Origin of the sequence: Cupriavidus gilardii (assembly GCF_013314895.1) — a bacterium.
Classification (GTDB): Bacteria; Pseudomonadota; Gammaproteobacteria; order Burkholderiales; family Burkholderiaceae; genus Cupriavidus; species Cupriavidus gilardii_C.
The window spans coordinates 200,677-221,635 of the sequence record NZ_JABTYE010000005.1 but is presented as its reverse complement, the minus strand read 5'-3'; the positions used below and the strand labels follow the sequence as shown (position 1 = coordinate 221,635).

Genomic DNA, 20,959 nt, shown 5'->3' with positions numbered 1-20,959 from the left:
GTTGGTGCAATGACGCTGGTGCAATGATTTCCTGAAAGACTGATTACAACGACATGTTCCCCGATCGCGTTCTCTCCGGCATGCGGCCTACCGGCGCGCTGCATCTTGGCCACTACCATGGCGTGCTGAAAAACTGGGTCAAGCTGCAGTCGGAGCACCCGTGCTTCTTCTTCGTCGCCGACTGGCACGCGCTGACGACGCACTACGAGTCGCCCGAGGTGATCGGGCAATCGGTCTGGGAAATGCTGACCGACTGGCTGGCCGCCGGCGTCGATCCGGAGCAGGCGACGCTGTTCATCCAGAGCCGCGTGCCGGAGCACGCCGAGCTGTTCACGCTGCTGTCGATGGGCACGCCGCTGGGCTGGCTCGAACGCGTGCCGACCTACAAGGACCAGATCGAGAAGCTCAAGGACAAGGACCTGGCGACCTACGGCTTCCTCGGCTATCCGCTGCTGCAGGCGGCCGACATCCTGATCTATCGCGCCGACAAGGTGCCGGTGGGCGAGGACCAGGTGCCGCACGTCGAAATCACGCGCGAGATCGCGCGCCGCTTCAACTTCCTGTACGGCCGCCAGCCCGGCTTCGAGGAGAAGGCGCAGGAGGCCGCGAAGAAGCTCGGCGGCAAGCGCACCCGCGTGTTTCTCGACCTGCGCAAGACCTTCCAGGAGCAGGGCACCGACAGCGCGCTGGAAGAGGGCCGCGCGCTGGTCGCGCAGTCGCAGAGCCTGTCCAATGACGACCGCGAACTGCTGCTGGGCTATCTGGCCGGCTCGCGCAAGACCATCCTGGTCGAGCCGCAGGCGCTGCTGACGGCGGCGTCGCGCATGCCCGGGCTCGATGGCCAGAAGATGTCGAAGTCCTACGGCAACACGATCCGCATGCGCGAGGACAAGGACTCGGTCGAAAAGAAGGTCCGCACCATGCCGACCGACCCGGCGCGCGTGCGCCGCACCGATCCGGGCGAGCCGGCCCGCTGCCCGGTGTGGCAGCTGCACCAGGTGTATTCCGACGAGCCGACCAAGGAGTGGGTGCTCAAGGGCTGCCGCAGCGCGGGCATCGGCTGCATCGAATGCAAGCAGCCGGTGATCGAAGGCATCCTGCGCGAGCAGCAGCCGATGCTCGAGCGCGCGCAGCCGTACATGGACAATCCGGCCCTGCTGCGCGACATCGTCGACCACGGCTGCGCCAAGGCCAGCGCGGTCGCGCAGGAAACCATGCGTGAAGTGCGCGAGGCCATGGGGCTGGGATACCGCTGATGGGGTCGCTGCCGTCGTCGACCGTGTCGTCCGCCATGTCGTCATTCACGCGCGTCGCCGCCCCGCATGCCGCGATCGGCGAGCCGTCACCATGGGTCGTGCGCTGGGCGCCGTTGCTGCGTGCCGGCGGCCGCGTGCTCGACCTGGCCTGCGGCAGCGGGCGCCATGCGCGCTGGCTGGCCGGGCGCGGCTTCGACGTGCTGGGCGTCGACCGTGATGCGGTCGCGCTGTCAGGGCTGCCGGGTGCCGTGCGGACCCGCCAGGCCGACCTGGAGCAGGGCGTCTGGCCGCTGGGCGACGAGGCACCGTTCGACGCGGTGATCGTCACCAACTATCTGCATCGCCCCTTGTGGCCGCATCTGCTCGATGCGCTGGCACCCGGCGGCGTACTGATCTACGAGACGTTCGCGGTGGGGAACGAGACGGTCGGCAAGCCGTCCAACCCCGATTTCCTGCTGCGGCCGGGCGAACTGCTCGATGCGGTGCGCGGGAGCCTGCGGGTCATTGCCTACGAGGACGGGGTCATCGAAGTGCCCAGGACGGCGTTCGTCCAGCGCGTGTGCGCCGTGCGCGAGGCACTGGACCGTGCCGAAGGGGCGGCCCCGCCACGCTACCGGCTGGACGGCTGACCGCGCGGGGTGATGTCGGCGCGATGTCGGCGCACAAGCGGGCCGATGCGTTGATCCACTTAGTGTTTGCCCGGGTAGGCAGGGGGTGCCGGTGTGCTTCGGCGGCCAATTCGTATCCGGTACAATCCCGCTATTCGAAATCTCGAAAACCATACAAGCTATGACACAGATTACCGGCAGCATCGTCGCGATCGTGACGCCGATGCAGGAGGATGGCAGCCTGGATTACCCCGCGCTGCGCAGCCTGATCGACTGGCACGTGGCCGAAGGCACCGATGGCATCGTGATCGTCGGTACCACGGGCGAATCGCCCACCGTGTCGGTCGAGGAGCATTGCGAGCTGATCCGGGTCGCGGTCGAGCAGTCTGCCGGGCGCATCCCCATCATTGCCGGGACCGGCGGCAACTCGACGCGCGAAGCGATCGAGCTGACCGCTTTCGCCAGGCAGGTCGGTGCCGATGCATCGCTGCAGGTGGTGCCGTACTACAACAAGCCGACGCAGGAAGGCATGTATCGGCATTTCCGCACGATCGCGGAAGCGGTCGATCTGCCGGTGCTGCTGTACAACGTGCCGGGACGCACCGTCGCCGACATGAGCAACGACACCATCCTGCGCCTGGCGCAGGTGCCCGGCATCGTCGGCGTCAAGGAGGCCACCGGCAATATCGACCGCGCGGCCCAGCTGATCAAGGACGCGCCGGAAGGCTTCGCGATCTACAGCGGCGACGATCCCACCGCGGTGGCGCTGATGCTGCTGGGCGGCCACGGCAATATCTCGGTGACCGCCAACGTGGCACCGCGCAAGATGCACGAGTTGTGCGTCGCCGCGCTAAAGGGCGACGCCATCACGGCCCGCCGCCTCCATATGGAACTGATCGACCTGAACAAGGCGCTGTTCATCGAGGCCAACCCGATCCCCGTCAAGTGGGCGCTGCAACAGATGGGCAAGATGGGCGCCGGCATCCGCCTGCCGCTGACGCCGCTGTCGCCGGACCACCACGAGACCGTGCGCCGCGCGCTGGCCGGCGCCGGGCTGCTCGCCTGATCGACCCCATTTTTCTTTCGCGCCAAGCGGTCATTCCCTTCACTAGGATTGCGTGTCAATGAAACTCAAGCTTAACCGCCATGGCGTGCCGCAAGGCCGCCGTGCCGCCCTGGTCTTGCCGCTGCTCGCGGTCGGCATGATCGCTGGCTGCAGCACCGTCAACGACATGATGCAGGCCGACAAGATCGACTACAAGTCGGCCGCCGCGGCCAAGCGCACCTCGACGCTCGAGGTGCCGCCGGACCTGACCAAGCTCGACGGCGATCGTCGCTATTCGGTCCCCGAGCAGGCGAGCGCAACGTTGTCGGGCTACCAGCAGGCCACCAGCACCCAGCCGAAGGTTGCCGGCACCAACGTGCTGCCGTCGGCCGAAGGCATCCGCGTCGAACGCGACGGCAACCAGCGCTGGCTCGTCATCAGCAACGGCATGGCGCCCGACCAGTTGTGGCAGACCATGCGCGAGTTCTGGCAGGAGAACGGCTTCCTGCTGGTACAGGACTCGCCCGAGACCGGCATCATGGAAACCGACTGGGCCGAGAACCGGGCCAAGATTCCGCAGGACTTCATCCGCAACACCATCGGCAAGGTGTTCGACAGCCTGTATTCGACCTCGGAGCGCGACAAGTTCCGCACGCGGGTTGAGAAGGGCCAGAACGGCAACCTGGAAGTCTTCATCAGCCATCGCGGCGCCAAGGAAGAGCTGACCGGCCTGGACAAGTCGCAGACCGTGTGGACGCCGCGCGCAGCCGATCCCGAACTGGAAGCCGAATTCCTGTCGCGCCTGGCGCAACGCCTGGGCGTGCAGAAGGAACAGGCCGACCGCATGGCGAAGAACGGCACGCTGCCCGCACCGGCGGGCGCCGCCAAGCCGGCCGCACCGGCCGACGCCGGCGCCGGCAAGACGGCGGCCGCCGCTGCCGGTTCGGCGAGCTATCTGACGCAGGTCAACGGTGCGCAGGCGCTGCAGCTGCCCGAGCCATTCGACCGCGCCTGGCGCTCGGTCGGCCTGGCGCTGGACCGCGTCAACTTCACGGTGGAAGACCGTGACCGCGGGCAGGGCCTGTACTACGTGCGCTATGTCGACACGCGTGACACGGTGGACGACAACCGCGGCTTCTTCTCCAAGCTGTTCACGCGCAGCGGCGGGGATGCCGCGCGTCAGGCGAAGAAGTATCGCGTGGCGCTGAAGGGCAGCGGCACGGGCACCACGGTGACCGTGCTGAACGACGCGGGCCAGCCGGAGTCGACCGAGATCGCCAAGCGCATCCTGACGCTGCTCGACGAGCAGCTGCATTGAGCGCTGCGTTGAATCGGCCGGTCATGCCGAACCGTTGCGCCGCCGCGGTCCGCCCCATGGGGTGGGCGCGGCGATGATGCGGTTCGGCTTTCTCGGCAGCGGCAGCGAGGGCAATTCGCTGCTGATCGAATCGCGCGACGGCGTCAGCGTGACTCGTGTGCTGCTCGACTGCGGCTTCGGTCTGCGCGAAACGGCGCGACGGCTCGAACGGCTCGGTGTGACGCCCGACGGTCTCGATGCGGTGCTGGTCACGCACGAGCACGGCGACCATATCGGCTCGGCGTACGCCTTTGCCGCCCGGCACGGTCTGCCGGTTTTCACCACGCATGGCACCTGGCTGGCGACCTCGCATCTGCGCGGCGCCGACAAGGCCGATGTGCGCGTGATCGGCGCCGACTATGCGTTCGAGATCGGCAATCTCCAGGTGCTGCCTTACACGGTGCCGCACGATGCGCGCGAGCCGGTGCAGTTCGTGCTGTCCGATGGCGATGCGCGTCTCGGCGTGCTGACCGACGCCGGAATGGAAACGCCTTATCTGGTGGCCCGTCTCGCTGGTGTCGATGCGCTGGTGCTCGAGTGCAATCATGACCGCGAGATGCTGCGCAACTCGGTCTATCCGCCTTCGCTGAAGCGACGCATCGGCGGCGATTTCGGCCATCTGGCCAACGAGGTCGCGGCGGCCATTCTGGCGCGCGTCGCGCACGGCGGTCTGTGCCGCGTGGTGGCAGCCCATCTGAGCCAGCAGAACAATACGCCGGCATTGGCCACCGGGGCGCTGGCCGCGGTATTGGGCGCGGGACCGGACGACATCCTGGTGGCGGACCAGCACGAAGGGCTGGGCTGGCAGACGGTGAAGGGATGAAGCAATAAAGCGATAAAGCGATAAAGCAATCGAGAAGCAGGCACCGCGCCGGATGGGAATGGCAATCCGGCGAGCGCCCATAAAAAAACCGGCCCGAAGGCCGGTTTTTTCGTTCGGGCGAACGCTTACTTGGCTTCCGCAGCCGAAGCGTCAGCGGCCGGAGCCGAAGCGTCAGCAGCCGGGGCCGAAGCGTCAGCAGCCGGAGCAGCAGCGGTGTCAGCAGCCGGAGCCGAAGCTTCGGTAGCCGGAGCGGTAGCAGCCGGAGCAGCGGTGTCAGCTGCGGGAGCGGCTTCTTCCTTCTTGCCGCAAGCGGCCACGGCAACAGCAGCCAGCAGGGAAGCGATCAGGAGAGACTTCTTCATTGTTCGTCCTTTAACTTGTAATAGAAAGAAAAACAGGCGATGAATAATTACCGGTAATTATCGCTCGTGAACTTCAATTTAATGGCTCTCCCCGGTGCCGTAAATGCATTGGTCCACAGTACGAGCCAGCTGGCGATTATATCCACGTTTTCCCGGCTTGTGTAGCGGCGTCATTTGCTGACCACACTGTTACGCATTATTACACCGCCGCCGGTGCCAGCTGCAGCCAGCCCTCCAGCGTCCAATGGTGAAATGTCTCCATCAACTCCGGCAGATCGGCGCATTGGCCGACCTCGGCGGCTGTCAAATGGCGGCGGTCGGCCAGGCGCCGCAGCCAGCCGGCCAGCTCGCCGGGGACCTCGTACGCTTCGCCGTTGAGGAAGAAATGGCTGCGGTCGTATAGCGCGATCGAAGCGGGCGCCAGCACAATGCCGTGGGTTGTTGCCAGCTTCGCGTATTTTCCCGGCGCGATTTGCGGAACCTCGGCGAACTCCACGCCGGGCTTCGGTTCGGACAGATGGGTGCCGATAAACTCGGACACCATGTCATTGGACCAGCGCAACGCCTGCAGCCTTTGCGCAACCGCTCGCGACAGGTCCGCGGGCAGTTGTGCGGGCCGGGAAGTGGCAGGCTGGCCGGCATCGGCATAACGGCCGGACAGCGCCTCGTTGTCCTCGACGGTTTCCGACAGCCATGCCAGAAAATGCCCCGCCAACTCGCGGTACGCCGGCGCGCGGAAACCGATCGAGCAGGTCATGCACTCGCCCTCGGCGATGCCGTCGTGGGCGTATTGCGGCGGCAGGTAGAGCATGTCGCCGGGCTCCAGCACGAACTCCTGTTCCGCTTCGAATTCGGCCAGTATCTTTAAAGGGAGATCCGGCACCAGGTCGAGCCGGTCTTGCGACGAGATGCGCCAGCGGCGCCGGCCCGAAACTTGCAACAGGAACACATCATAGGAGTCGAAATGCGGGCCGACCCCGCCGCCATCGGTGGCATAGCTGACCATCACGTCGTCCAGGCGCGCATCGGGGATGAAGCGGAATTGCCCCATCAGCGCGGCCGCCGCGCTATTGTGGAGGTTCACGCCCTGGACGAGCAGGGTCCATTGGCGCGCCTTGGTCGACGGCAGATTGTCGGCAGCAAAAGGGCCGTGCGCCAGTTTCCAGCGGTTGCGGAAGTGGGTGACCAGCCGCGATTCGACATCGTCGCGGTCGGCCAGCTCGAAAAGCGCTTCCCGGGAGACTGGCGGCACGATATCAGGGATGGCTTGTCGAACCAGCAGGGGTTTGCGGTGCCAGATATCACGCATGAATGCGGCGGGCGTCATGCCCCCGAGCAGCTGAAGTGGCGCATCCGGATCCACCGGGCCGCGGGGCAGGGCCTGCGCGTATAATGCGGAATCGTTCATGGAGTGAAGAATTGAAAATCGCGAAGAACACGGTTGTGTCCGTGGTGTACAAGCTGTCGGATACGCAGGGCAATCTGATCGAAGAATCGGATGAGCCGATGGTCTACTTGCACGGCGGCTATGATGGCACGTTCCCCAAGATCGAGGAAGCACTCGACGGTCATGCCGCAGGCTTCGAGACGCAGTTGCAGCTCGAACCCGAGGACGCCTTCGGCGACTACGACGCCGAACTCGTCAAGGTGGAGCCCCGCGATCGTTTTCCGGAGCCGCTCGAAGTCGGCATGCAGTTCGAAGGCGTGCCCGAGGACGGCGACGAAGAGGATTCGGTGATCTACACCGTGACCGATGTCGCCGAAGACAAGGTGGTGCTCGACGGCAACCATCCGCTGGCCGGCATGGCGCTGCGTTTCTGGCTCAAAGTCTCCGAAGTCCGCGAAGCGACCGCCGAGGAAGTCGAACATGGCCATGCGCATGGCGCGTCGGGCATCGAAGTGGTCGACGAGGACGAGGACGACGACAGCCCGCGCACGCTGCACTGATCGACGTATGGATCCATCGAACGAAAAAGCCGGCAATGCCGGCTTTTTCGCTTTCTGGGGAGCCGATGCGGCAGGCTAGTTCTTGCCGGCGCCGTCCTGCAGCGCGACCGAGAACAGCGCGCGCGAATCGGGCGAGATCGTCAGTTCGGTCCACTGCTTCGGCGAGCCGACCGGCAGCGCGACACGCGTGAAGTTGCGGATCGTCTTGCCCTTGGCGTCGCGCAGCGGCGTATCGATGCCGAAGCCGCCAATGCTGCTGTGGATCAGCAGCACCTGGCCGCGATAGCCGCTGACCAGCTCGCGCAGTTGCCGTTTGAATTCGAGATAGCCGTCGCGCTGGCGATGGCGCAAAAAGCCATCGAGCAGTGTCGGCTTGCCGCGCTTCTCCCAGCCGTTGGCGAACTGCGGGTCGCCGTGGATCACCAGCACGATGCCATCGAGCGATTCCTGCTCGGCGACCGAGAATGCGCGCGCCAGCCATTGCCGGTTCGCTTCGCGGCGATCCTCGAATTCGCCGTTGCGGCCGGCCTCGGTGCGATAGTGGTTGTTGTCGTCGGGCACGTTCATGCCGACCATCAACACCTTGCCCGCGGTCCAGCGCACGTTCTCGCGATAGCTGCGGAACTTGGCCTGGTCCGATTGCCGGATCAGCCCAAGCTTGCGGTGGCCCAGCGAATCGTCGTCCGGAAAGGCCAGCTCGCGCAGCCGCGCCAGCCGTTCGTCGGGATCGAAGCTGCCATTGATCGCTTGCTCGCATTCGGCCCAGTCGGTCTCGCCCGGGATATAGATCAGCGGCAACGGGGACTCGTCGAGCAGCCGCAGCCGCCCGGCCAGCATCGCATCGGCGCACGATTCGGTGTCGCCCTTGATGCCGCCGGCATGGATGACGAAGGCGAGCTTGCGCTGCGCGAGCGTTTCCAGCAGTTGCCGCGTCGGCCCCTCGGCCTCGGGCCACTGCGGCAGGTCGGCAATCAGCGCGACGCGGACCAGCCGCGAGTCGGCGGTCTTGCCGCTTGGTGCCTGTGCCTTGGCCGCCGCCGGCTGCACGGTGGCGGCGCCGTGCGAGGACCAGGTGCCCAGCAGCGTCGCGGCCATCGCGATGGCCAGCAGCGGTCGGCACCTCAGTGCCCGGCGGCGCGCGCTTCGCATCGTCATGCCGGCTGGCCGGATTCCTCGGCGAGAGCCTTCAGGCGGTACAGCGCATCGAGCGCCTGTCGCGGCGTCATGCTGTCGGGATCGAGGTCGCGCATCGCCTCGCCCAGCGCATCGTTGGCGGGGGCGGCCGATGCCGAACCGCCGCCGCCGCTGTCGTCGTCGCTGTCGTCGTCGGCGTCGGGCACCGTCGGCGCGGCAAACAGATCCAGCTGCGGCGTCGGCGTGGCGTCGGTCGATTGCTGCTCGAGCCAGGCCAGGTGCTTGCGCGCGGCGCGGATGACCGGCTGCGGCACGCCCGCCAGTTGCGCGACCTGCAGGCCGTAGCTCTGACTGGCTGGGCCGTCCTGCACGGCATGCAGAAAGACGATGCCGTCGCCGTGCTCGACCGCGGACAGATGCACATTGGCCGCCTGCGGAAACTCCTGCGGCAACTGCGTCAGCTCGAAATAGTGCGTGGCGAACAGCGTGTGGCTGCGATTGTGCGCCAGCAGATGGCGGGCGATCGCCCAGGCCAGCGCCAGTCCGTCGAAGGTCGACGTGCCGCGGCCGATCTCGTCCATCAGCACCAGGCTGTGCGGCGTCGCGTTGTGCAGGATGGCGGCCGCTTCGGTCATCTCCACCATGAAGGTCGAGCGGCCGCCGGCCAGGTCGTCGGCGGCGCCGATGCGCGTGAAGATGCGGTCGATCGGCCCGACCGTCGCGCGCCGCGCCGGCACATAGGCGCCGACGCAGGCCAGCAGCACGATCAACGCGGTCTGCCGCATGAAGGTCGACTTGCCGCCCATGTTCGGGCCGGTGATCAGCAGCAGCTTGCGCGCCTCGGTCAGCTGACAGTCGTTGGCGATGAAGGGCGTCGATTCGGCGGCCAGCTGGCCTTCCACCACCGGATGGCGGCCCTGCACGATGTCGATCACGTTCTCGTCGACGCGTTCCGGGCACGACCAGTCCAGCGTGCGGGCGCGCTCGGCCAGTGCCGCCAGCACGTCCAGGCGCGACAGCGCCGCGGCGACGCGGCGCAACTCGCCGATATGCGGCAGCAGCAGTTGCAGCAGCGCCTCGTAGAGTTGCTTCTCCCGTGCCAGCGCGCGGTCCTGCGCGGACAGCGCCTTGTCCTCGAAAGCCTTCAGTTCCGGCGTGATATAGCGCTCGGCGTTCTTCAGCGTCTGGCGACGGCGATAGTCGTCGGGCACCTTGTCGGCCTGGCCGTTGGTGACCTCGATATAAAAGCCATGCACGCGGTTGTATTCGACGCGCAGATTGGCGATGCCGGTGCGCGCGCGCTCGCGCGCTTCCAGGTCGATCAGGAACTGCCCGCAGTTCTCCGAGATGTCGCGCAGTTCGTCGAGCGCGGCGTCGTAGCCGCGTGCGATCACACCGCCATCGCGCACCGCCGTCGACGGCTCAGGGGCGATCGCGCGCGACAACAGGTCCAGGCAGGCCTGCGGCACTGCCAGCTCGGACAGCGTCTGCGCCAGCAGCGGGGCGGTGTCGTCGGGCGCCACGCAAGCCTGCACCTCGGGCAGGGCGGCCAGCGTATCCCGCAGGGACGACAGATCGCGCGGACGCGCGCTCAACAGCGCCAGCCGCGCGGTGATGCGCTCGACATCGGCGAGCCGGCGCAGGCGTGCGCGCAGCGTATCGAGATCCTGCGCCAGCAGCGCGCCGATGGCCTGCTGACGCGCCTGCGGTACCGCGCGCTCGCGCAAGGGGTGGTGCAGCCAATGACGCAGCAGACGACTGCCCATCGCGGTCGCGCAGGTATCGAGCAGCGAGAACAGCGTGGGCGCCTCGCCGCCGCGCAGCGTCTCGGTCAGTTCGAGATTGCGGCGCGTGGCGGTGTCCAGCCCGACGAACTCGGTTTCGTGCTCGACGGTGACGCCCTGCACATGGCGCAGCGATTGGCCCTGCGTGCTGGCCGCGTAGTTCAGCAGCGCGCCGGCCGCCCCGAGGGCCGCCCCGAGGGTGCGGCAGCCGAACGGATCGAGGCTGGCGACGCCCAGTTGCTCGCGCAGGCGGCGGGCGCCGGCGTCCTGGTCGAAATGCCATTCGGGCAGCCGGGTACGCGCGCACGGATGCCCTGGCAGTTCGATGCCATCGGTGTGCAGCAGCTCGGCGGGGCGGATGCGTTCGAGTTCGCGCGCCAGTTGCGCCGCTTCGCACTCCATCAGCCGCAGCTCGCCGCTGGCGAGGTTCAGCCATGCCAGGCCGGTCTTGCTGACGCCGCGACGCGTAGTCTGCTGGTGGACCGCCATCAGGAAGGTATCGGCCTTGTCCGGCAGCAGCGCCGCGTCGGTCAGCGTGCCCGGCGTGACGATGCGCACCACCTTGCGCTCGACCGGGCCTTTGCTCGCGGCCGGATCGCCGATCTGCTCGCAGATCGCGACCGATTCGCCAAGCTTGACCAGCCGGGCCAGATACTGGTCGACCGAATGAAAGGGAATGCCGGCCATGCGGATCGGCACGCCGTTGGAGCTGCCGCGCGAGGTCAGCGTGATATCGAGCAGCCGCGCGGCCTTTTCGGCGTCGTCGTGGAACAACTCGTAGAAATCGCCCATCCGGTAGAAGAGCAGGGTGTCCGGATGGTCGGCCTTGATGCGCAGGTACTGCTGCATCATCGGCGTATGTTTTTCCGTGGCACCAGCCGATGCGCTGGCGACTGCGGTAGTTGGCAGGTCTTCGGACATGCAATCCTCTCGGCGGGCCGCTGCGAATGGGCAGCGGCCGGGTTCGGCGCGTGCGCGAGGCCGTGGGCTCGGACGCAAACGCGCATTTTACTGCGCGTTGCGGCTGGGAACGGAGAGGAATTGGATGGAAAGGAGGGGAGGCGCCGCGAATGGGTCGGCGGACGGGCGACGGTGGGCCACGGGGACCGAGTCCTCAGGCGATACGCAGCTCCATCCGCCTGCCGAGGGCGCGGAAGGCGGCCTCGATCGTGTCGATCTTGGTGGCGTGATCGAGATTGACAATGCGCTGAACGTCCTGCGGGCGGGTATCCAGGCGCCGTGCCAGTTCTGACTGACTGACCTTCTGCGCAAGCATCTCGTTCAGCAGCAGGACTTTCGCAGACAGGCTCGCTGGCAAGTCGACCAGTTCCTGCCCTGCTTTGGGGGCCGAGGGCATCGGCACAGGTCGCCGATCTTCGAAGTAGAACTCCATCGCCGTGACAAGGGCGTCGGCGGCCATCTCAAGGGCGTCCTCGCGCGAGTCGCCACAGGTCAGCGCCTCGGGGATGTCCGGGAAGGAGACCGCCACACCATCGTCGTCGGCGGTGAGGATGACGGGGTAGCGCAGCATGTCGAGTACTCCTGTGCGGTGGACCGATTCGGCCCCGGCTTCACGCCAATCCAAGTTGCTTCAGGATGGCCTTGCGCGTCGGTTCGGCGATGTCCTTGCCGGGATGTCGCGGCATCGTGCTCTGTCGGCCATTGAGATAGACCTTCAGGTGCTTGCCGCCGTCGACGAAGGTCGCGCCTTGCCGGCTTAGCCAGCGTCTGAACTGGCTCTGCTTCACTTCGCCTCCGTCCTCGAACGGAAGCGAAGTGTCAGCTAGATTCGCTCATACGCCTTTGGCGAATATAAACAATTTTGCGTATATTGCCCACCGACTTCAGTGCGACGGCGTATTGGAAACCAGCGGGACACCAGCGGGATACCAGCGGACACCGTCGAACATCATCAGCCGCTTTCCCGCCCTCAGGCCGCCGGTCCGCCGTTATCCAGCGAATACGGCGCCAGCAGGCGCACCATCTGCGCGAATGCCTTCGGGTTGCCTGCCAGCACCTCGCCCTGCTCGAGCTGGCGGGCTTCGCCGGCGTAGTTGCCGACCAGGCCGCCGGCTTCGGTGATCAACAGCATGCCAGCCGCCATGTCCCAGGGCTTCAGGCCCGTCTCGAAGAAGCCGTCCAGGCGGCCGCAGGCGACATAGGCCAGGTCCAGCGCGGCAGCCCCGGGGCGGCGCAGGCCGGCGCAGTTCTGCGTCATCAGCGCGAACACTTCGACATAGGCCTCGAGGCCGTCCAGATCGCGGAAGGGGAAGCCGGTGCCGATCAGGCAGTCGGCCAGCTTGTCGCGGCGGCTGACGCGGATGCGGCGGTTGTTCAGGAAGGCGCCGGCGCCCTTGGTCGCGGTGAACAGTTCATCGCGGGTCGGATCGTAGACCACCGCCTGCACCGGCGAGCCCTTGTGCATCTGGGCGATCGACACGCAGTACTGCGGGAATCCGTGGATGAAGTTGGTGGTGCCGTCGAGCGGGTCGATGACCCAGGTGTACTCGTGCCCTTCCTCGCCCTCGCGCCAGGACTGGCCCGACTCTTCCGCTAGAATGCCGTGTTCCGGGTAGGCGGTACGGATGATCTCGATGATCGCGGCCTCGGCGGCACGGTCGACCTCGGTGACGAAATCGTTGTGTTGCTTGCGCGAAACCCGCAGGAGATCCACGTCCATCGACGCGCGGTTGATGATGGAACCCGCCTTGCGAGCGGCCTTGATGGCGATATTGAGCATCGGGTGCATGAATCTCTCCAGCCGCCGAAAAGCGGGCAGCGCTGCGGACGGCATGGCGCGCGCGGCTCCCGGCGGACAACACAACGGATTGTAGAAGAACGGGCGCGCTGACCGGATCTCCGGTGGCCGGCATCGAAGCCTTGGCCAGGGTGGCGGAGTGGCGCGCCAAAAATGGAACCCTGCATTGTATAGGAACTCGTCAATGGACACGAGCGAGCACGCCAACGAGGCACCGGCCGCGCAGCAGGCGGCCGTGGAGGCGGCATTCGCGCGCGTGCGCTTCGTGCTGGTCGAAACCAGCCATCCCGGCAACGTCGGCTCGGTCGCCCGCGCCATCAAGACCATGGGGTTCGGCGCGCAGCCCGGGGCGCTGGTGCTGGTGTCGCCGCGAGAGTCCGCGGTGCGCGAGCATCCGGAAGCGGTCGCGCTGGCCAGCGGCGCCGACGACGTGCTGCGGGCCGCGCGCGTGGTCGACGATCTGGAGACGGCACTGGCGGGCGCGTCCTATACCGTCGCGATGACCGCGCGCCAGCGCGAGTTCGGGCCGCCGCGGCTGTTGCCGCGCGACGCGACGGCGCGGGCCAGCCAGCACCTGCTGACGGCCGCGGCTCCAGCGGCCGAGGCTCCCGCCGCAGCGACCGACATCGCCTTCGTGTTCGGCAACGAGCGCTATGGTCTGCCCAACGAGGCGGTAGACCGCTGCTCGGTGGTGACCCATATCCCCGCCAACCCCGCGTACGCTTCGCTGAACCTGGCGCAGGCGGTGCAGCTGATCGCCTACGAGATGCGGCTGGCGCTGCTGCAGGACCGCGCGGCGCCGCCGAGCGATATCGGCTATGCTGGCCAGGTCGCCACGGCCGAGCAGATCGAGGCGATGTTCGCGCATCTGCAGCAGGGCCTGGAGGCGATCGGCTTTCTGGATCCGGCCCATCCGAAGAAGCTGATGCCTCGGCTGCGCCGGCTGTTCGCGCGCAGTGGGCTGGAGCAGGAGGAGGTCAATCTGCTGCGTGGCATCGCCAAGCAGATGACGCTCGCCGGGCGCGGATCGCGCGGCGGCGACCGCAGTGGCGACTGCAGTGGCGACCCCCGTTGCGACACCACGGAGACATGACATTGGCGCGAATCGTCGCCTCCTCTCGATGGCATCCAGCCCGTCACGCACGACGTGACCGAGCGGGCCGTCTGTCGCTCGATCGACGCGAGCTGACCGCAAGCACTGCCGCCCCCGCTTTCCATCGCGAGCGATGTTGACGCCAGCGCCGCGCACGCCCGGGCTTTTCCCGCGCGTGTCGACGTAGCGGCGGGGCAGGTGCGGCGCCCGATGCCCATGACGGCATCAGGGTGCCAAATCTCTTACACTCCCTGCTTCCGTTTCCCCAGGGCATTGCCCGGACACGACCCTGACGGCATGCGCGCCCATATGGCCCCGATGCGGACAATCCATATGCGCGCGCGGTACGGCGGGGCAATCGCACACGACCAAGATGTTCTCTCGCCTCAAGGAAGATATCGACACCATCATGCAGCGCGACCCCGCCGCGCGCAGCCGGCTGGAGGTGCTGACGTGTTACCCGGGCCTGCATGCGGTGGTGTTTCACCGCTTCGCGCACGCCTGCTGGAACGCGGGGCTGCATTGGCTGGGCCGCTGGATTTCGCACTGGTCGCGTTTCCTGACCGGCATCGAAATCCACCCCGCCGTGAAGATGGGCCGGCGCGTGTTCATCGATCACGGCATGGGCGTGGTGATCGGCGAGACCGCCGAGATCGGCGATGACTGCACCATCTATCAGGGCGTGACGCTGGGGGGCACCTCGCTGTACAAGGGCCAGAAGCGCCATCCGACGCTGGGCACCGGCGTGGTGGTCAGCGCCGGCGCCAAGGTGCTGGGCGGCTTCACCATCGGCGATGGCGCCCGGGTCGGCTCCAATGCCGTGGTGCTCAAGCCGGTGCCGCCGGGCGCCACCGCGGTCGGCGTACCGGCCCGCATCATCCTGCCCGATGCGCCCCCGTCGCAGCAGGGCGCGCGGCAGGAGTTCTCGGCTTACGGCATCACGCCGAATGCCGACGATCCGGTGTCGCTGGCGCTGAAAAGTCTGATCGACCATGCCGCCAGCCAGCAGGAAAAGCTCGAGGCCGTGCAGGCCGCATTGGACCGGCTCGGCGAGCATCTGGAGAACACGCCGAACGATCGCTTCGATGCCAGCGAGCTGCGCAAGCTGATGAAGTAGCGCGATGCCATGAACGACATGGGGCAGGGCGCATCGGCCTTTGCCCCATGTTGCTCAGCCGAGCTGATCAGCCGAACTGCTCAGTCGAGTTGCGGCAGCTCGCGAAAGCCCTCGGCGTCGAGCTGCAACGCCGCCGCGCGCGGATGCGTGCCATCGAGATCCCAATCGGTCAGTACCCAGCGCAGGCCGTGCGGCTCGTCATGCCGGGCCGGCCGGTGCGTATGGCCATGCACCATCGCCGCGGTGCCGCTGTCGCGCAGCAGCGCGGCCACCGCGGCCGGGGCGACATCGCCATAGTCGCGCGGCGGTCCGGGCCGCTGGCGGCCCGCCTCGCTGTCGCTGCGCAGCTTCTGCGCGATGCCGAGCCGCCATGACAGCGGCAGCGCCAGAAACAGCCGCTGGATCCAGGGTTTGCGCGTCCAGTGCCGGAACCGCATGTAGCGCGTGTCGTCGGTGCACAGCATGTCGCCGTGGGTCAGCACCACGCGATGGCCGGCGCAATCGATCACGGTCGGATCGGGCAGCAGCGTGACGCCGGCCTCGCGGGCAAAGCGCGGGCCGAGCAGGAAGTCGCGATTGCCGTGCATCAGATAGACCGGCACGCCGCGCGCGACCAGACGGGCGAGCGCCGCGGCAACGGCGCGCGGAAACGGCGCCTCGCTTTCCTCGTCGCCGATCCAGAATTCGAAGAAGTCGCCGAGGATGAAGAGGGTGCGGGCCTGTGCGGCCGCGCGTTCGAGCACACGTTCGAATGCGGCCAGCGTGCGCGGCATCCCGGGCGTCAGATGCAGGTCGGAAATGAACCACGCCGGCGCCTCCACCGCCAGGGCGGAGGCAGCCGGCGTGCTGGCGGCAGAGCTCATCGATTCGGGAAGATGTCCATGGGCGAGGGGATGCCGCCGTGAAGGGCGCGCGCTGTGCCGCAAAGACGCAGCACGCGCCGTGCTGCGAAGAAGCAGCGCACGACTTATTCGAGCACCACCGCCTTCTCGATCACGACGTCCTCGAGCGGCACGTCCTGATGGAAGCCGGCGCTGCCGGTGCGTACGGCCTTGATCTTGTCGACCACGTCGGTGCCTTCGACGACCTTGCCGAACACCGCGTAGCCGAAGCCCTGCGGCGTGGGCGAGGTGAAGTTCAGGAAGTCGTTGTCGACCACGTTGATGAAGAACTGCGCGGTGGCCGAGTGCGGCGCGTTGGTGCGCGCCATCGCCACGGTGTAGCGATCGTTCTTCAGGCCGTTGCCGGCCTCGTTGTCGATCGGGTCGTCGGTGGGCTTCTGCTTCATGCCGGGCTCGAAGCCGCCGCCCTGGATCATGAAGTTCTTGATGACGCGGTGGAAGATCGTGTTGTCGTAGTGGCCCTTGCGGACATAGGACAGGAAGTTCTCCACCGTCTTGGGCGCCTTGTCGGCGTCGAGTTCGATGACGATGGCGCCGTGATTGGTTTGGAGCTGGACCTTGGACATGGCTTTCCTCTGTTACTTGACGATGGTGGCCGACTCGATGACGATCGGCGTGGCTGGCACATTACGCATGGGGCCGTAGGCGGTGGTCGGCGTCTTCTTGATGCGATCGACGGTGTCCATGCCTTCGACCACCTTGCCGAACACGGCATAGCCGTTGCCGTCCGGCTGCGGATAGTCGAGATTCGGATTATCTACCACATTGATGAAGAACTGCGCCGTGGCCGAGTTCGGGTCGCCGGTGCGGGCCATGGCCACGGTGCCGGCCTTGTTCTTCAGGCCGTTCTGCGACTCCAGCGGAATCGGCGCGCGCGTCGGCTTCTGCTTCATGTCGCGGTCGAAGCCGCCGCCCTGCACCATGAAGCCGTTGATCACGCGGTGAAAGATCGTGCCGCTGTAGAAGCCGCTATTCACGTACTCGAGAAAGTTGGCGACGGTCTTCGGCGCGGCCTCGGGATAGACCTCGATGGTGAAGTTGCCGGCGTTGGTGGTGAAGCGCACGCGCTCCGCTGCCTGAGCGGGCGCCGAAGCGGAAGCCGAACTCGGCGCCTGTGCCTGTGCGGCACCGAAGCTCAGGGTGCCGGCCATCAGTGCGGCCAGCATGGCGCCAAGGGCGCCGCGTCGGTTGAGGGACATGGGGTTCTCCAGGGATAGGGCGAGGGCGATCGGCGGATGCCGGCGCTTGGTGGATCGGCCGCCTCGACGGTCGCCTCGCATGGATATCGATTACGCGCGCTCGCTACGCATTGCCGGGGCCTCGCCTCCAGCCTCGTATCGAGCAGCGGCGCCAGCGGGACTGCGCTGCCGACGGGTCAGTCCAGGTCGTCGCGATCGGGACCGGGCGGCCTGGGCAGCGGCGGCGGTGCGACCGGTGCCTGCGGCGCGGCGGCCGGCTCCCGTGTGCGCGGCGGGGTTGCGGCGGGCGCGTTGGCGGACGCATTGGCGGCAGCCTTGGTGCCGACCGCGGCCAGCCCGCTGCGGGCGCGCGCATCGCCGGGATTGCGCTTGAGCGCTTCGGCGTAGGAGCGCTCGGCGAGCTTGCGGTAGACGTCGCCCAGATTGGTATAGCCGATCGCGAAACCGGGCCTGGCTTCGAGCGCCGCCAGCAACTCGGCCTCGGCGCGCTTCAGATCGCCGCGGCGCGCATAGATCAGCGCCAGATTGTTGTGCGGCTCGGGCAGCTCGGGATATTCCTGTGCGATCTCGTGGAAGGCCTGCACCGCTTCATCCTCGCGACCGGCCTGCGACAGCGCCCAGGCGCGTTCGAAGCGGGCCTGCACATTGCGCGGGTTGGCGGCGATCACCTTGTCGAAGCGCTCGACCGCCTCGGCATAGCGGCGCTGCTGCGCTGCCTTCTCGGCTTCGGCCATGCCGGGGTCGGCCGAGGGCTGGAAGCCCGTCGCGCCGGCCGCGCCGCTGCCGGGGAAGCCGAGCGACTGCGCCAGCGCGGGGGCGGCGGGCAGCGCGCACAGCAGCGCGGCGCTCGCCACCGTGACGGCATTCGCGCGCACGGTGCGCGCGGTGGCTGCGGCGGCGCGCCGGCACACGGTCATGATGCCGGGCGTGACGTTGGGCGTGACGTTGGGCGTGGCGTCGGTCGCGACGTTGGGCGATGGCAAGCTCATGTAGGTGCGGTCCTTTATACTTCGCGGCATTCTAGCAAAGCGCGGCATCGACGCCGACGCGCGAAGGCTTCCGGTAAGATATGGCCTCGCTCGGCGAACCGATTTCGACGCCGGCGGCCACGACGCACCGGCCCGGCTGATCGACCGGCGGGCAACCGGCAAGTCGGCTCCGGCTGCCGCGCGGCGGGCGCCACGCATTCTCTTCGAACACCTCGTTTCATGCATCCACTGAACATCTACAACACGCTCGCGCGCGAGAAACAGCCCTTCGTGCCCATCGAACCCGGCAAGGTCCGCATGTATGTCTGCGGCATGACGGTGTACGACTACTGCCACGTCGGGCATGCGCGCGTGATGGTGGTGTTCGACATGGTGCAGCGCTGGCTGCGCGCCGCCGGCTACGAGGTGACCTATGTGCAGAACATCACCGACATCGACGACAAGATCATCCGCCGCGCCGCCGAAAATGGCGAGACCATCGGCGAGCTGACCGAGCGCTTCATCGGCTATATGCACGAGGACGCCGACGCGCTGGGCATCCAGCGCCCGGACCACGAGCCGCGCGCGACGCAGTTCGTGCCGCAGATGCTCGACATTATCGGCAAGCTCGAGGCCAGGGGCCTGGCCTATCAGGCCAGCGACGGCGACGTCAATTACGCGGTGCGCAAGTTCAACGGCTACGGCAAGCTGTCCGGCAAGTCGCTGGAAGACCTGCGCGCCGGCGAGCGTGTGGCGGCCAACGATGCCAAGCACGACCCGCTCGACTTCGTGTTGTGGAAGTCCGCCAAGGACAGCGAACCGGCCGAAAGCAAGTGGCCGTCGAAGTGGGGCGTCGGCCGTCCGGGCTGGCATATCGAATGCTCGGCGATGAGCTGCGCGCTGCTCGGCGAGCATTTCGACATCCATGGCGGCGGTGCCGACCTGCAGTTCCCGCATCACGAGAACGAGATTGCGCAGTCCGAAGGGGCCAGCGGCAAGCCCTTCGTCAACGTGTGGATGCACAACGGCTTCGTGCGCATCAACGACGAGAAGATGTCGAAGTCGCTCGGCAACTTCTTCACGATCCGCGAGGTGCTCAAGCAGTACGACGCCGAGGTGGTGCGCTTCTTCATCCTGCGCGCGCACTATCGCAGCCCGCTGAACTACAGCGACGCGCATCTGGACGACGCGCGCCACGGCCTGACCCGTCTCTATACCGCGCTCAAGGACGTGCAGCCCGACAACGCGCCGCTCGACTGGGACGAACCGCACGCGCGCCGCTTCGCCGAGGCGATGGGCGACGACTTCAATACGCCGATCGCCGTCTCGGTGCTGTTCGACCTGGCCGGCGAAGTCAACCGCAGCGGCTCGCCCGCGGCGGCGCGGCAACTGAAAGGTCTGGCCGCCACGCTAGGCCTGCTCGGACGCGATGCGCACGCTTTCCTGCAGGGCGGCGCCGATGCGGGCGGCATCGCGCCGGAGCAGATCGAGGCGCGCATCGCCGCGCGCAAGCAGGCCAAGGCCGAACGCAATTTCACCGAGGCCGACCGCATTCGCGCGGAGCTGCTCGAGGCGGGCATCGTGCTCGAGGACAAGCCGGGCGGCGTGACCGAATGGAGGCGTGCTTGAACGCTGCCGTGCGCAAGACGCCCGGCACGGCGGCCAGGACCGCCAAGCCGGCGCGGGCCACCGGAGAGCCGGCCATCAAGGCCGCCAAGGCGACCAAGGCAGCGAAGGTCGCCAAGGCGCCGGCCGCCGGCGGCACGGCCGCGTCCAGCGCGCCGCCCGCGCCCAGGAGCCGCACGGTCGCCAAGGCCGACGGCAAGCCGACCTTGAAGACGGCGCGCGCCGGCAAGACCCTGCCCGAGGCCGCGGCGATTCCGCTGCCGGTCGAGACGGTCGAAGGCGCCGTGCGTCCCGCCTATTGGGACGAGGCCTGCGCCGACCTGATGAAGCGCGACCGCATCCTGCGCAAGATGATTCCGACCTACGGGCCGGCCCATCTGGTCTCGCGCGGCGATCCCTTCGTCACGCTGGCGCGTTCGATCGTCGGGCAGCAGATCTCGGTCAAGGCCGCGCAATCGGTCTGGGAGCGGCTGGCCGCGGCCTGTCCGAAGCTGACCCCCGCGCAACTGCTGCGCGCCGGCGTCGACAAGCTGGCCGCCTGCGGGCTGTCGCGCCGCAAGGCCGAGTACATCGTCGACCTGGCCGAGCACTTCAAGGCGGGGCGCGTCCATGTCGACAAATGGGCCGAGATGGACGACGAGGCGGTGATCGCCGAGCTGACGCAGATCCGCGGCATCGGCCGCTGGACCGCGGAGATGTTCCTGATGTTCAACCTGATGCGGCCGAACGTGCTGCCGTTGGACGACATCGGCCTGATCAACGCGATTTCGGCCAACTATTTCAGCGGCGAGCCGGTCACGCGCAGCGAGGCGCGCGAAGTCGCTGCCAACTGGGAGCCGTGGCGCACCGTGGCGACCTGGTACATGTGGCGCAGCCTTGATCCGCTGCCTGTCACTTACTAGTCTGGCATTCGATAGCCGGAGCACGAAAGTGCTCCTTTCACCATCTTCAGGCGGCGAATTCGGCGCATTCGGGGCGAT

At 67.3% G+C, this 20,959-nt stretch carries 21 protein-coding genes; 10 read left to right on the top strand and 11 right to left on the bottom strand.

Going from position 1 to position 20,959, the window contains the following annotated elements:
* Positions 1 to 53 precede the first annotated feature (53 nt).
* The 5 genes from HTY53_RS07140 to HTY53_RS07120 all read left to right on the top strand — a co-directional run bounded on the left by HTY53_RS07140 (position 54) and on the right by HTY53_RS07120 (position 5,089).
* Positions 54 to 1,256 carry a tryptophan--tRNA ligase gene (locus tag HTY53_RS07140; protein WP_064573207.1) on the top strand — a complete coding sequence of 401 codons (1,203 nt, stop codon included), beginning with the start codon at positions 54 to 56 and terminating at the stop codon, positions 1,254 to 1,256.
* 35 nt (positions 1,257 to 1,291) lie between these two features.
* Positions 1,292 to 1,885, top strand: a complete 594-nt coding sequence (locus HTY53_RS07135; protein ID WP_174105801.1) for a class I SAM-dependent methyltransferase — start codon at positions 1,292 to 1,294, stop codon at positions 1,883 to 1,885.
* A 160-nt stretch (positions 1,886 to 2,045) separates the two neighbouring features.
* The gene (gene dapA / locus HTY53_RS07130; protein WP_174105800.1) at positions 2,046 to 2,930 is read left to right on the top strand and encodes a 4-hydroxy-tetrahydrodipicolinate synthase; all 885 of its coding nucleotides are present in this window, start codon (positions 2,046 to 2,048) and stop codon (positions 2,928 to 2,930) included.
* Between the two features lie 58 nt (positions 2,931 to 2,988).
* Positions 2,989 to 4,227, top strand: a complete 1,239-nt coding sequence (bamC, locus tag HTY53_RS07125) for an outer membrane protein assembly factor BamC (protein WP_174105799.1) — start codon at positions 2,989 to 2,991, stop codon at positions 4,225 to 4,227.
* Between the two features lie 73 nt (positions 4,228 to 4,300).
* A complete protein-coding gene (locus tag HTY53_RS07120) occupies positions 4,301 to 5,089 on the top strand; it encodes an MBL fold metallo-hydrolase (protein WP_174105798.1) in 789 nt (262 codons plus the stop codon).
* Positions 5,090 to 5,214: 125 nt separating this feature from the next.
* Here HTY53_RS07120 and HTY53_RS24750 read toward each other — a convergent pair whose 3' ends face one another.
* Both HTY53_RS24750 and HTY53_RS07115 read right to left on the bottom strand, forming a co-directional pair.
* Positions 5,215 to 5,451, bottom strand: a complete 237-nt coding sequence (locus HTY53_RS24750) for a hypothetical protein (protein WP_043437644.1) — start codon at positions 5,449 to 5,451, stop codon at positions 5,215 to 5,217.
* A 199-nt stretch (positions 5,452 to 5,650) separates the two neighbouring features.
* A complete protein-coding gene (locus tag HTY53_RS07115) occupies positions 5,651 to 6,859 on the bottom strand; it encodes a JmjC domain-containing protein (RefSeq protein ID WP_368040933.1) in 1,209 nt (402 codons plus the stop codon).
* A gap of 11 nt (positions 6,860 to 6,870) precedes the next feature.
* Between HTY53_RS07115 and HTY53_RS07110 the strand changes: the two genes are divergently transcribed.
* Positions 6,871 to 7,398: an FKBP-type peptidyl-prolyl cis-trans isomerase gene (locus HTY53_RS07110; protein ID WP_174105797.1), complete on the top strand. Its 528-nt coding sequence runs from the start codon at positions 6,871 to 6,873 to the stop codon at positions 7,396 to 7,398.
* A gap of 75 nt (positions 7,399 to 7,473) precedes the next feature.
* Here HTY53_RS07110 and HTY53_RS07105 read toward each other — a convergent pair whose 3' ends face one another.
* The 5 genes from HTY53_RS07105 to HTY53_RS07085 form a co-directional block, all read right to left on the bottom strand.
* Positions 7,474 to 8,553 (bottom strand): hypothetical protein, encoded by a 1,080-nt coding sequence (locus HTY53_RS07105; RefSeq protein ID WP_174105796.1) that lies wholly within the window; start codon positions 8,551 to 8,553, stop codon positions 7,474 to 7,476.
* Positions 8,550 to 11,168, bottom strand: coding sequence for a DNA mismatch repair protein MutS (gene mutS / locus HTY53_RS07100; RefSeq protein WP_174105886.1), 2,619 nt, complete (start codon positions 11,166 to 11,168; stop codon positions 8,550 to 8,552). The genes HTY53_RS07105 and mutS overlap by 4 nt, the downstream gene beginning before the upstream one ends.
* 262 nt (positions 11,169 to 11,430) lie before the next feature.
* Entirely contained in the window at positions 11,431 to 11,847 is a 417-nt protein-coding gene (locus tag HTY53_RS07095) for a type II toxin-antitoxin system HicB family antitoxin (RefSeq protein WP_174105795.1), read from the bottom strand.
* A gap of 40 nt (positions 11,848 to 11,887) precedes the next feature.
* A complete protein-coding gene (locus tag HTY53_RS07090) occupies positions 11,888 to 12,064 on the bottom strand; it encodes a type II toxin-antitoxin system HicA family toxin (protein WP_174105794.1) in 177 nt (58 codons plus the stop codon).
* A 182-nt stretch (positions 12,065 to 12,246) separates the two neighbouring features.
* The gene (locus HTY53_RS07085) at positions 12,247 to 13,065 is read right to left on the bottom strand and encodes an inositol monophosphatase family protein (RefSeq protein ID WP_174105793.1); all 819 of its coding nucleotides are present in this window, start codon (positions 13,063 to 13,065) and stop codon (positions 12,247 to 12,249) included.
* Positions 13,066 to 13,258: 193 nt separating this feature from the next.
* On the opposite strand from HTY53_RS07085, the gene HTY53_RS07080 reads away from it, so the two are divergent.
* Together HTY53_RS07080 and cysE are read left to right on the top strand one after the other, a co-directional pair.
* Positions 13,259 to 14,167: an RNA methyltransferase gene (locus HTY53_RS07080; RefSeq protein ID WP_174105792.1), complete on the top strand. Its 909-nt coding sequence runs from the start codon at positions 13,259 to 13,261 to the stop codon at positions 14,165 to 14,167.
* 373 nt (positions 14,168 to 14,540) lie between these two features.
* Positions 14,541 to 15,284 carry a serine O-acetyltransferase gene (gene cysE / locus HTY53_RS07075; protein ID WP_174105791.1) on the top strand — a complete coding sequence of 248 codons (744 nt, stop codon included), beginning with the start codon at positions 14,541 to 14,543 and terminating at the stop codon, positions 15,282 to 15,284.
* Positions 15,285 to 15,364: 80 nt separating this feature from the next.
* On the opposite strand, the gene HTY53_RS07070 is transcribed toward cysE, so the two are convergent.
* The 4 genes from HTY53_RS07070 to HTY53_RS07055 form a co-directional block, all read right to left on the bottom strand.
* Positions 15,365 to 16,147 carry a UDP-2,3-diacylglucosamine diphosphatase gene (locus HTY53_RS07070; protein WP_174105790.1) on the bottom strand — a complete coding sequence of 261 codons (783 nt, stop codon included), beginning with the start codon at positions 16,145 to 16,147 and terminating at the stop codon, positions 15,365 to 15,367.
* A gap of 104 nt (positions 16,148 to 16,251) precedes the next feature.
* Positions 16,252 to 16,752, bottom strand: coding sequence for a peptidylprolyl isomerase (locus tag HTY53_RS07065; RefSeq protein WP_174105789.1), 501 nt, complete (start codon positions 16,750 to 16,752; stop codon positions 16,252 to 16,254).
* A gap of 12 nt (positions 16,753 to 16,764) precedes the next feature.
* A complete protein-coding gene (locus HTY53_RS07060) occupies positions 16,765 to 17,352 on the bottom strand; it encodes a peptidylprolyl isomerase (RefSeq protein ID WP_438820934.1) in 588 nt (195 codons plus the stop codon).
* Positions 17,353 to 17,561: 209 nt separating this feature from the next.
* Positions 17,562 to 18,374, bottom strand: a complete 813-nt coding sequence (locus HTY53_RS07055; protein ID WP_254599849.1) for a tetratricopeptide repeat protein — start codon at positions 18,372 to 18,374, stop codon at positions 17,562 to 17,564.
* Positions 18,375 to 18,593: 219 nt separating this feature from the next.
* Between HTY53_RS07055 and cysS the strand changes: the two genes are divergently transcribed.
* Entirely contained in the window at positions 18,594 to 19,982 is a 1,389-nt protein-coding gene (gene cysS / locus HTY53_RS07050; RefSeq protein ID WP_174105787.1) for a cysteine--tRNA ligase, read from the top strand.
* Positions 19,967 to 20,881 carry a DNA-3-methyladenine glycosylase family protein gene (locus tag HTY53_RS07045; protein ID WP_174105786.1) on the top strand — a complete coding sequence of 305 codons (915 nt, stop codon included), beginning with the start codon at positions 19,967 to 19,969 and terminating at the stop codon, positions 20,879 to 20,881. The genes cysS and HTY53_RS07045 overlap by 16 nt, the downstream gene beginning before the upstream one ends.
* Positions 20,882 to 20,959 lie beyond the last annotated feature (78 nt).

Coding starts and splice junctions, on each gene's coding strand:
- HTY53_RS07080 (WP_174105792.1), top strand. CDS start 13,259: ATGGACACGAGCGAGCACGCCAACGAGGCACCGGCCGCGCAGCAGGCG.
- HTY53_RS07135 (WP_174105801.1), top strand. CDS start 1,292: ATGTCGTCATTCACGCGCGTCGCCGCCCCGCATGCCGCGATCGGCGAG.
- HTY53_RS07060 (WP_438820934.1), bottom strand. CDS start 17,352: ATGCTGGCCGCACTGATGGCCGGCACCCTGAGCTTCGGTGCCGCACAG.
- HTY53_RS07120 (WP_174105798.1), top strand. CDS start 4,301: ATGATGCGGTTCGGCTTTCTCGGCAGCGGCAGCGAGGGCAATTCGCTG.
- HTY53_RS07070 (WP_174105790.1), bottom strand. CDS start 16,147: ATGAGCTCTGCCGCCAGCACGCCGGCTGCCTCCGCCCTGGCGGTGGAG.
- cysE (WP_174105791.1), top strand. CDS start 14,541: ATGTTCTCTCGCCTCAAGGAAGATATCGACACCATCATGCAGCGCGAC.
- HTY53_RS07055 (WP_254599849.1), bottom strand. CDS start 18,374: ATGAGCTTGCCATCGCCCAACGTCGCGACCGACGCCACGCCCAACGTC.
- HTY53_RS07045 (WP_174105786.1), top strand. CDS start 19,967: ATGGAGGCGTGCTTGAACGCTGCCGTGCGCAAGACGCCCGGCACGGCG.
- HTY53_RS07065 (WP_174105789.1), bottom strand. CDS start 16,752: ATGTCCAAGGTCCAGCTCCAAACCAATCACGGCGCCATCGTCATCGAA.
- HTY53_RS24750 (WP_043437644.1), bottom strand. CDS start 5,451: ATGAAGAAGTCTCTCCTGATCGCTTCCCTGCTGGCTGCTGTTGCCGTG.
- HTY53_RS07115 (WP_368040933.1), bottom strand. CDS start 6,859: ATGAACGATTCCGCATTATACGCGCAGGCCCTGCCCCGCGGCCCGGTG.
- bamC (WP_174105799.1), top strand. CDS start 2,989: ATGAAACTCAAGCTTAACCGCCATGGCGTGCCGCAAGGCCGCCGTGCC.
- HTY53_RS07095 (WP_174105795.1), bottom strand. CDS start 11,847: ATGCTGCGCTACCCCGTCATCCTCACCGCCGACGACGATGGTGTGGCG.
- HTY53_RS07085 (WP_174105793.1), bottom strand. CDS start 13,065: ATGCACCCGATGCTCAATATCGCCATCAAGGCCGCTCGCAAGGCGGGT.
- cysS (WP_174105787.1), top strand. CDS start 18,594: ATGCATCCACTGAACATCTACAACACGCTCGCGCGCGAGAAACAGCCC.
- mutS (WP_174105886.1), bottom strand. CDS start 11,168: ATGATGCAGCAGTACCTGCGCATCAAGGCCGACCATCCGGACACCCTG.
- HTY53_RS07105 (WP_174105796.1), bottom strand. CDS start 8,553: ATGACGATGCGAAGCGCGCGCCGCCGGGCACTGAGGTGCCGACCGCTG.
- HTY53_RS07140 (WP_064573207.1), top strand. CDS start 54: ATGTTCCCCGATCGCGTTCTCTCCGGCATGCGGCCTACCGGCGCGCTG.
- dapA (WP_174105800.1), top strand. CDS start 2,046: ATGACACAGATTACCGGCAGCATCGTCGCGATCGTGACGCCGATGCAG.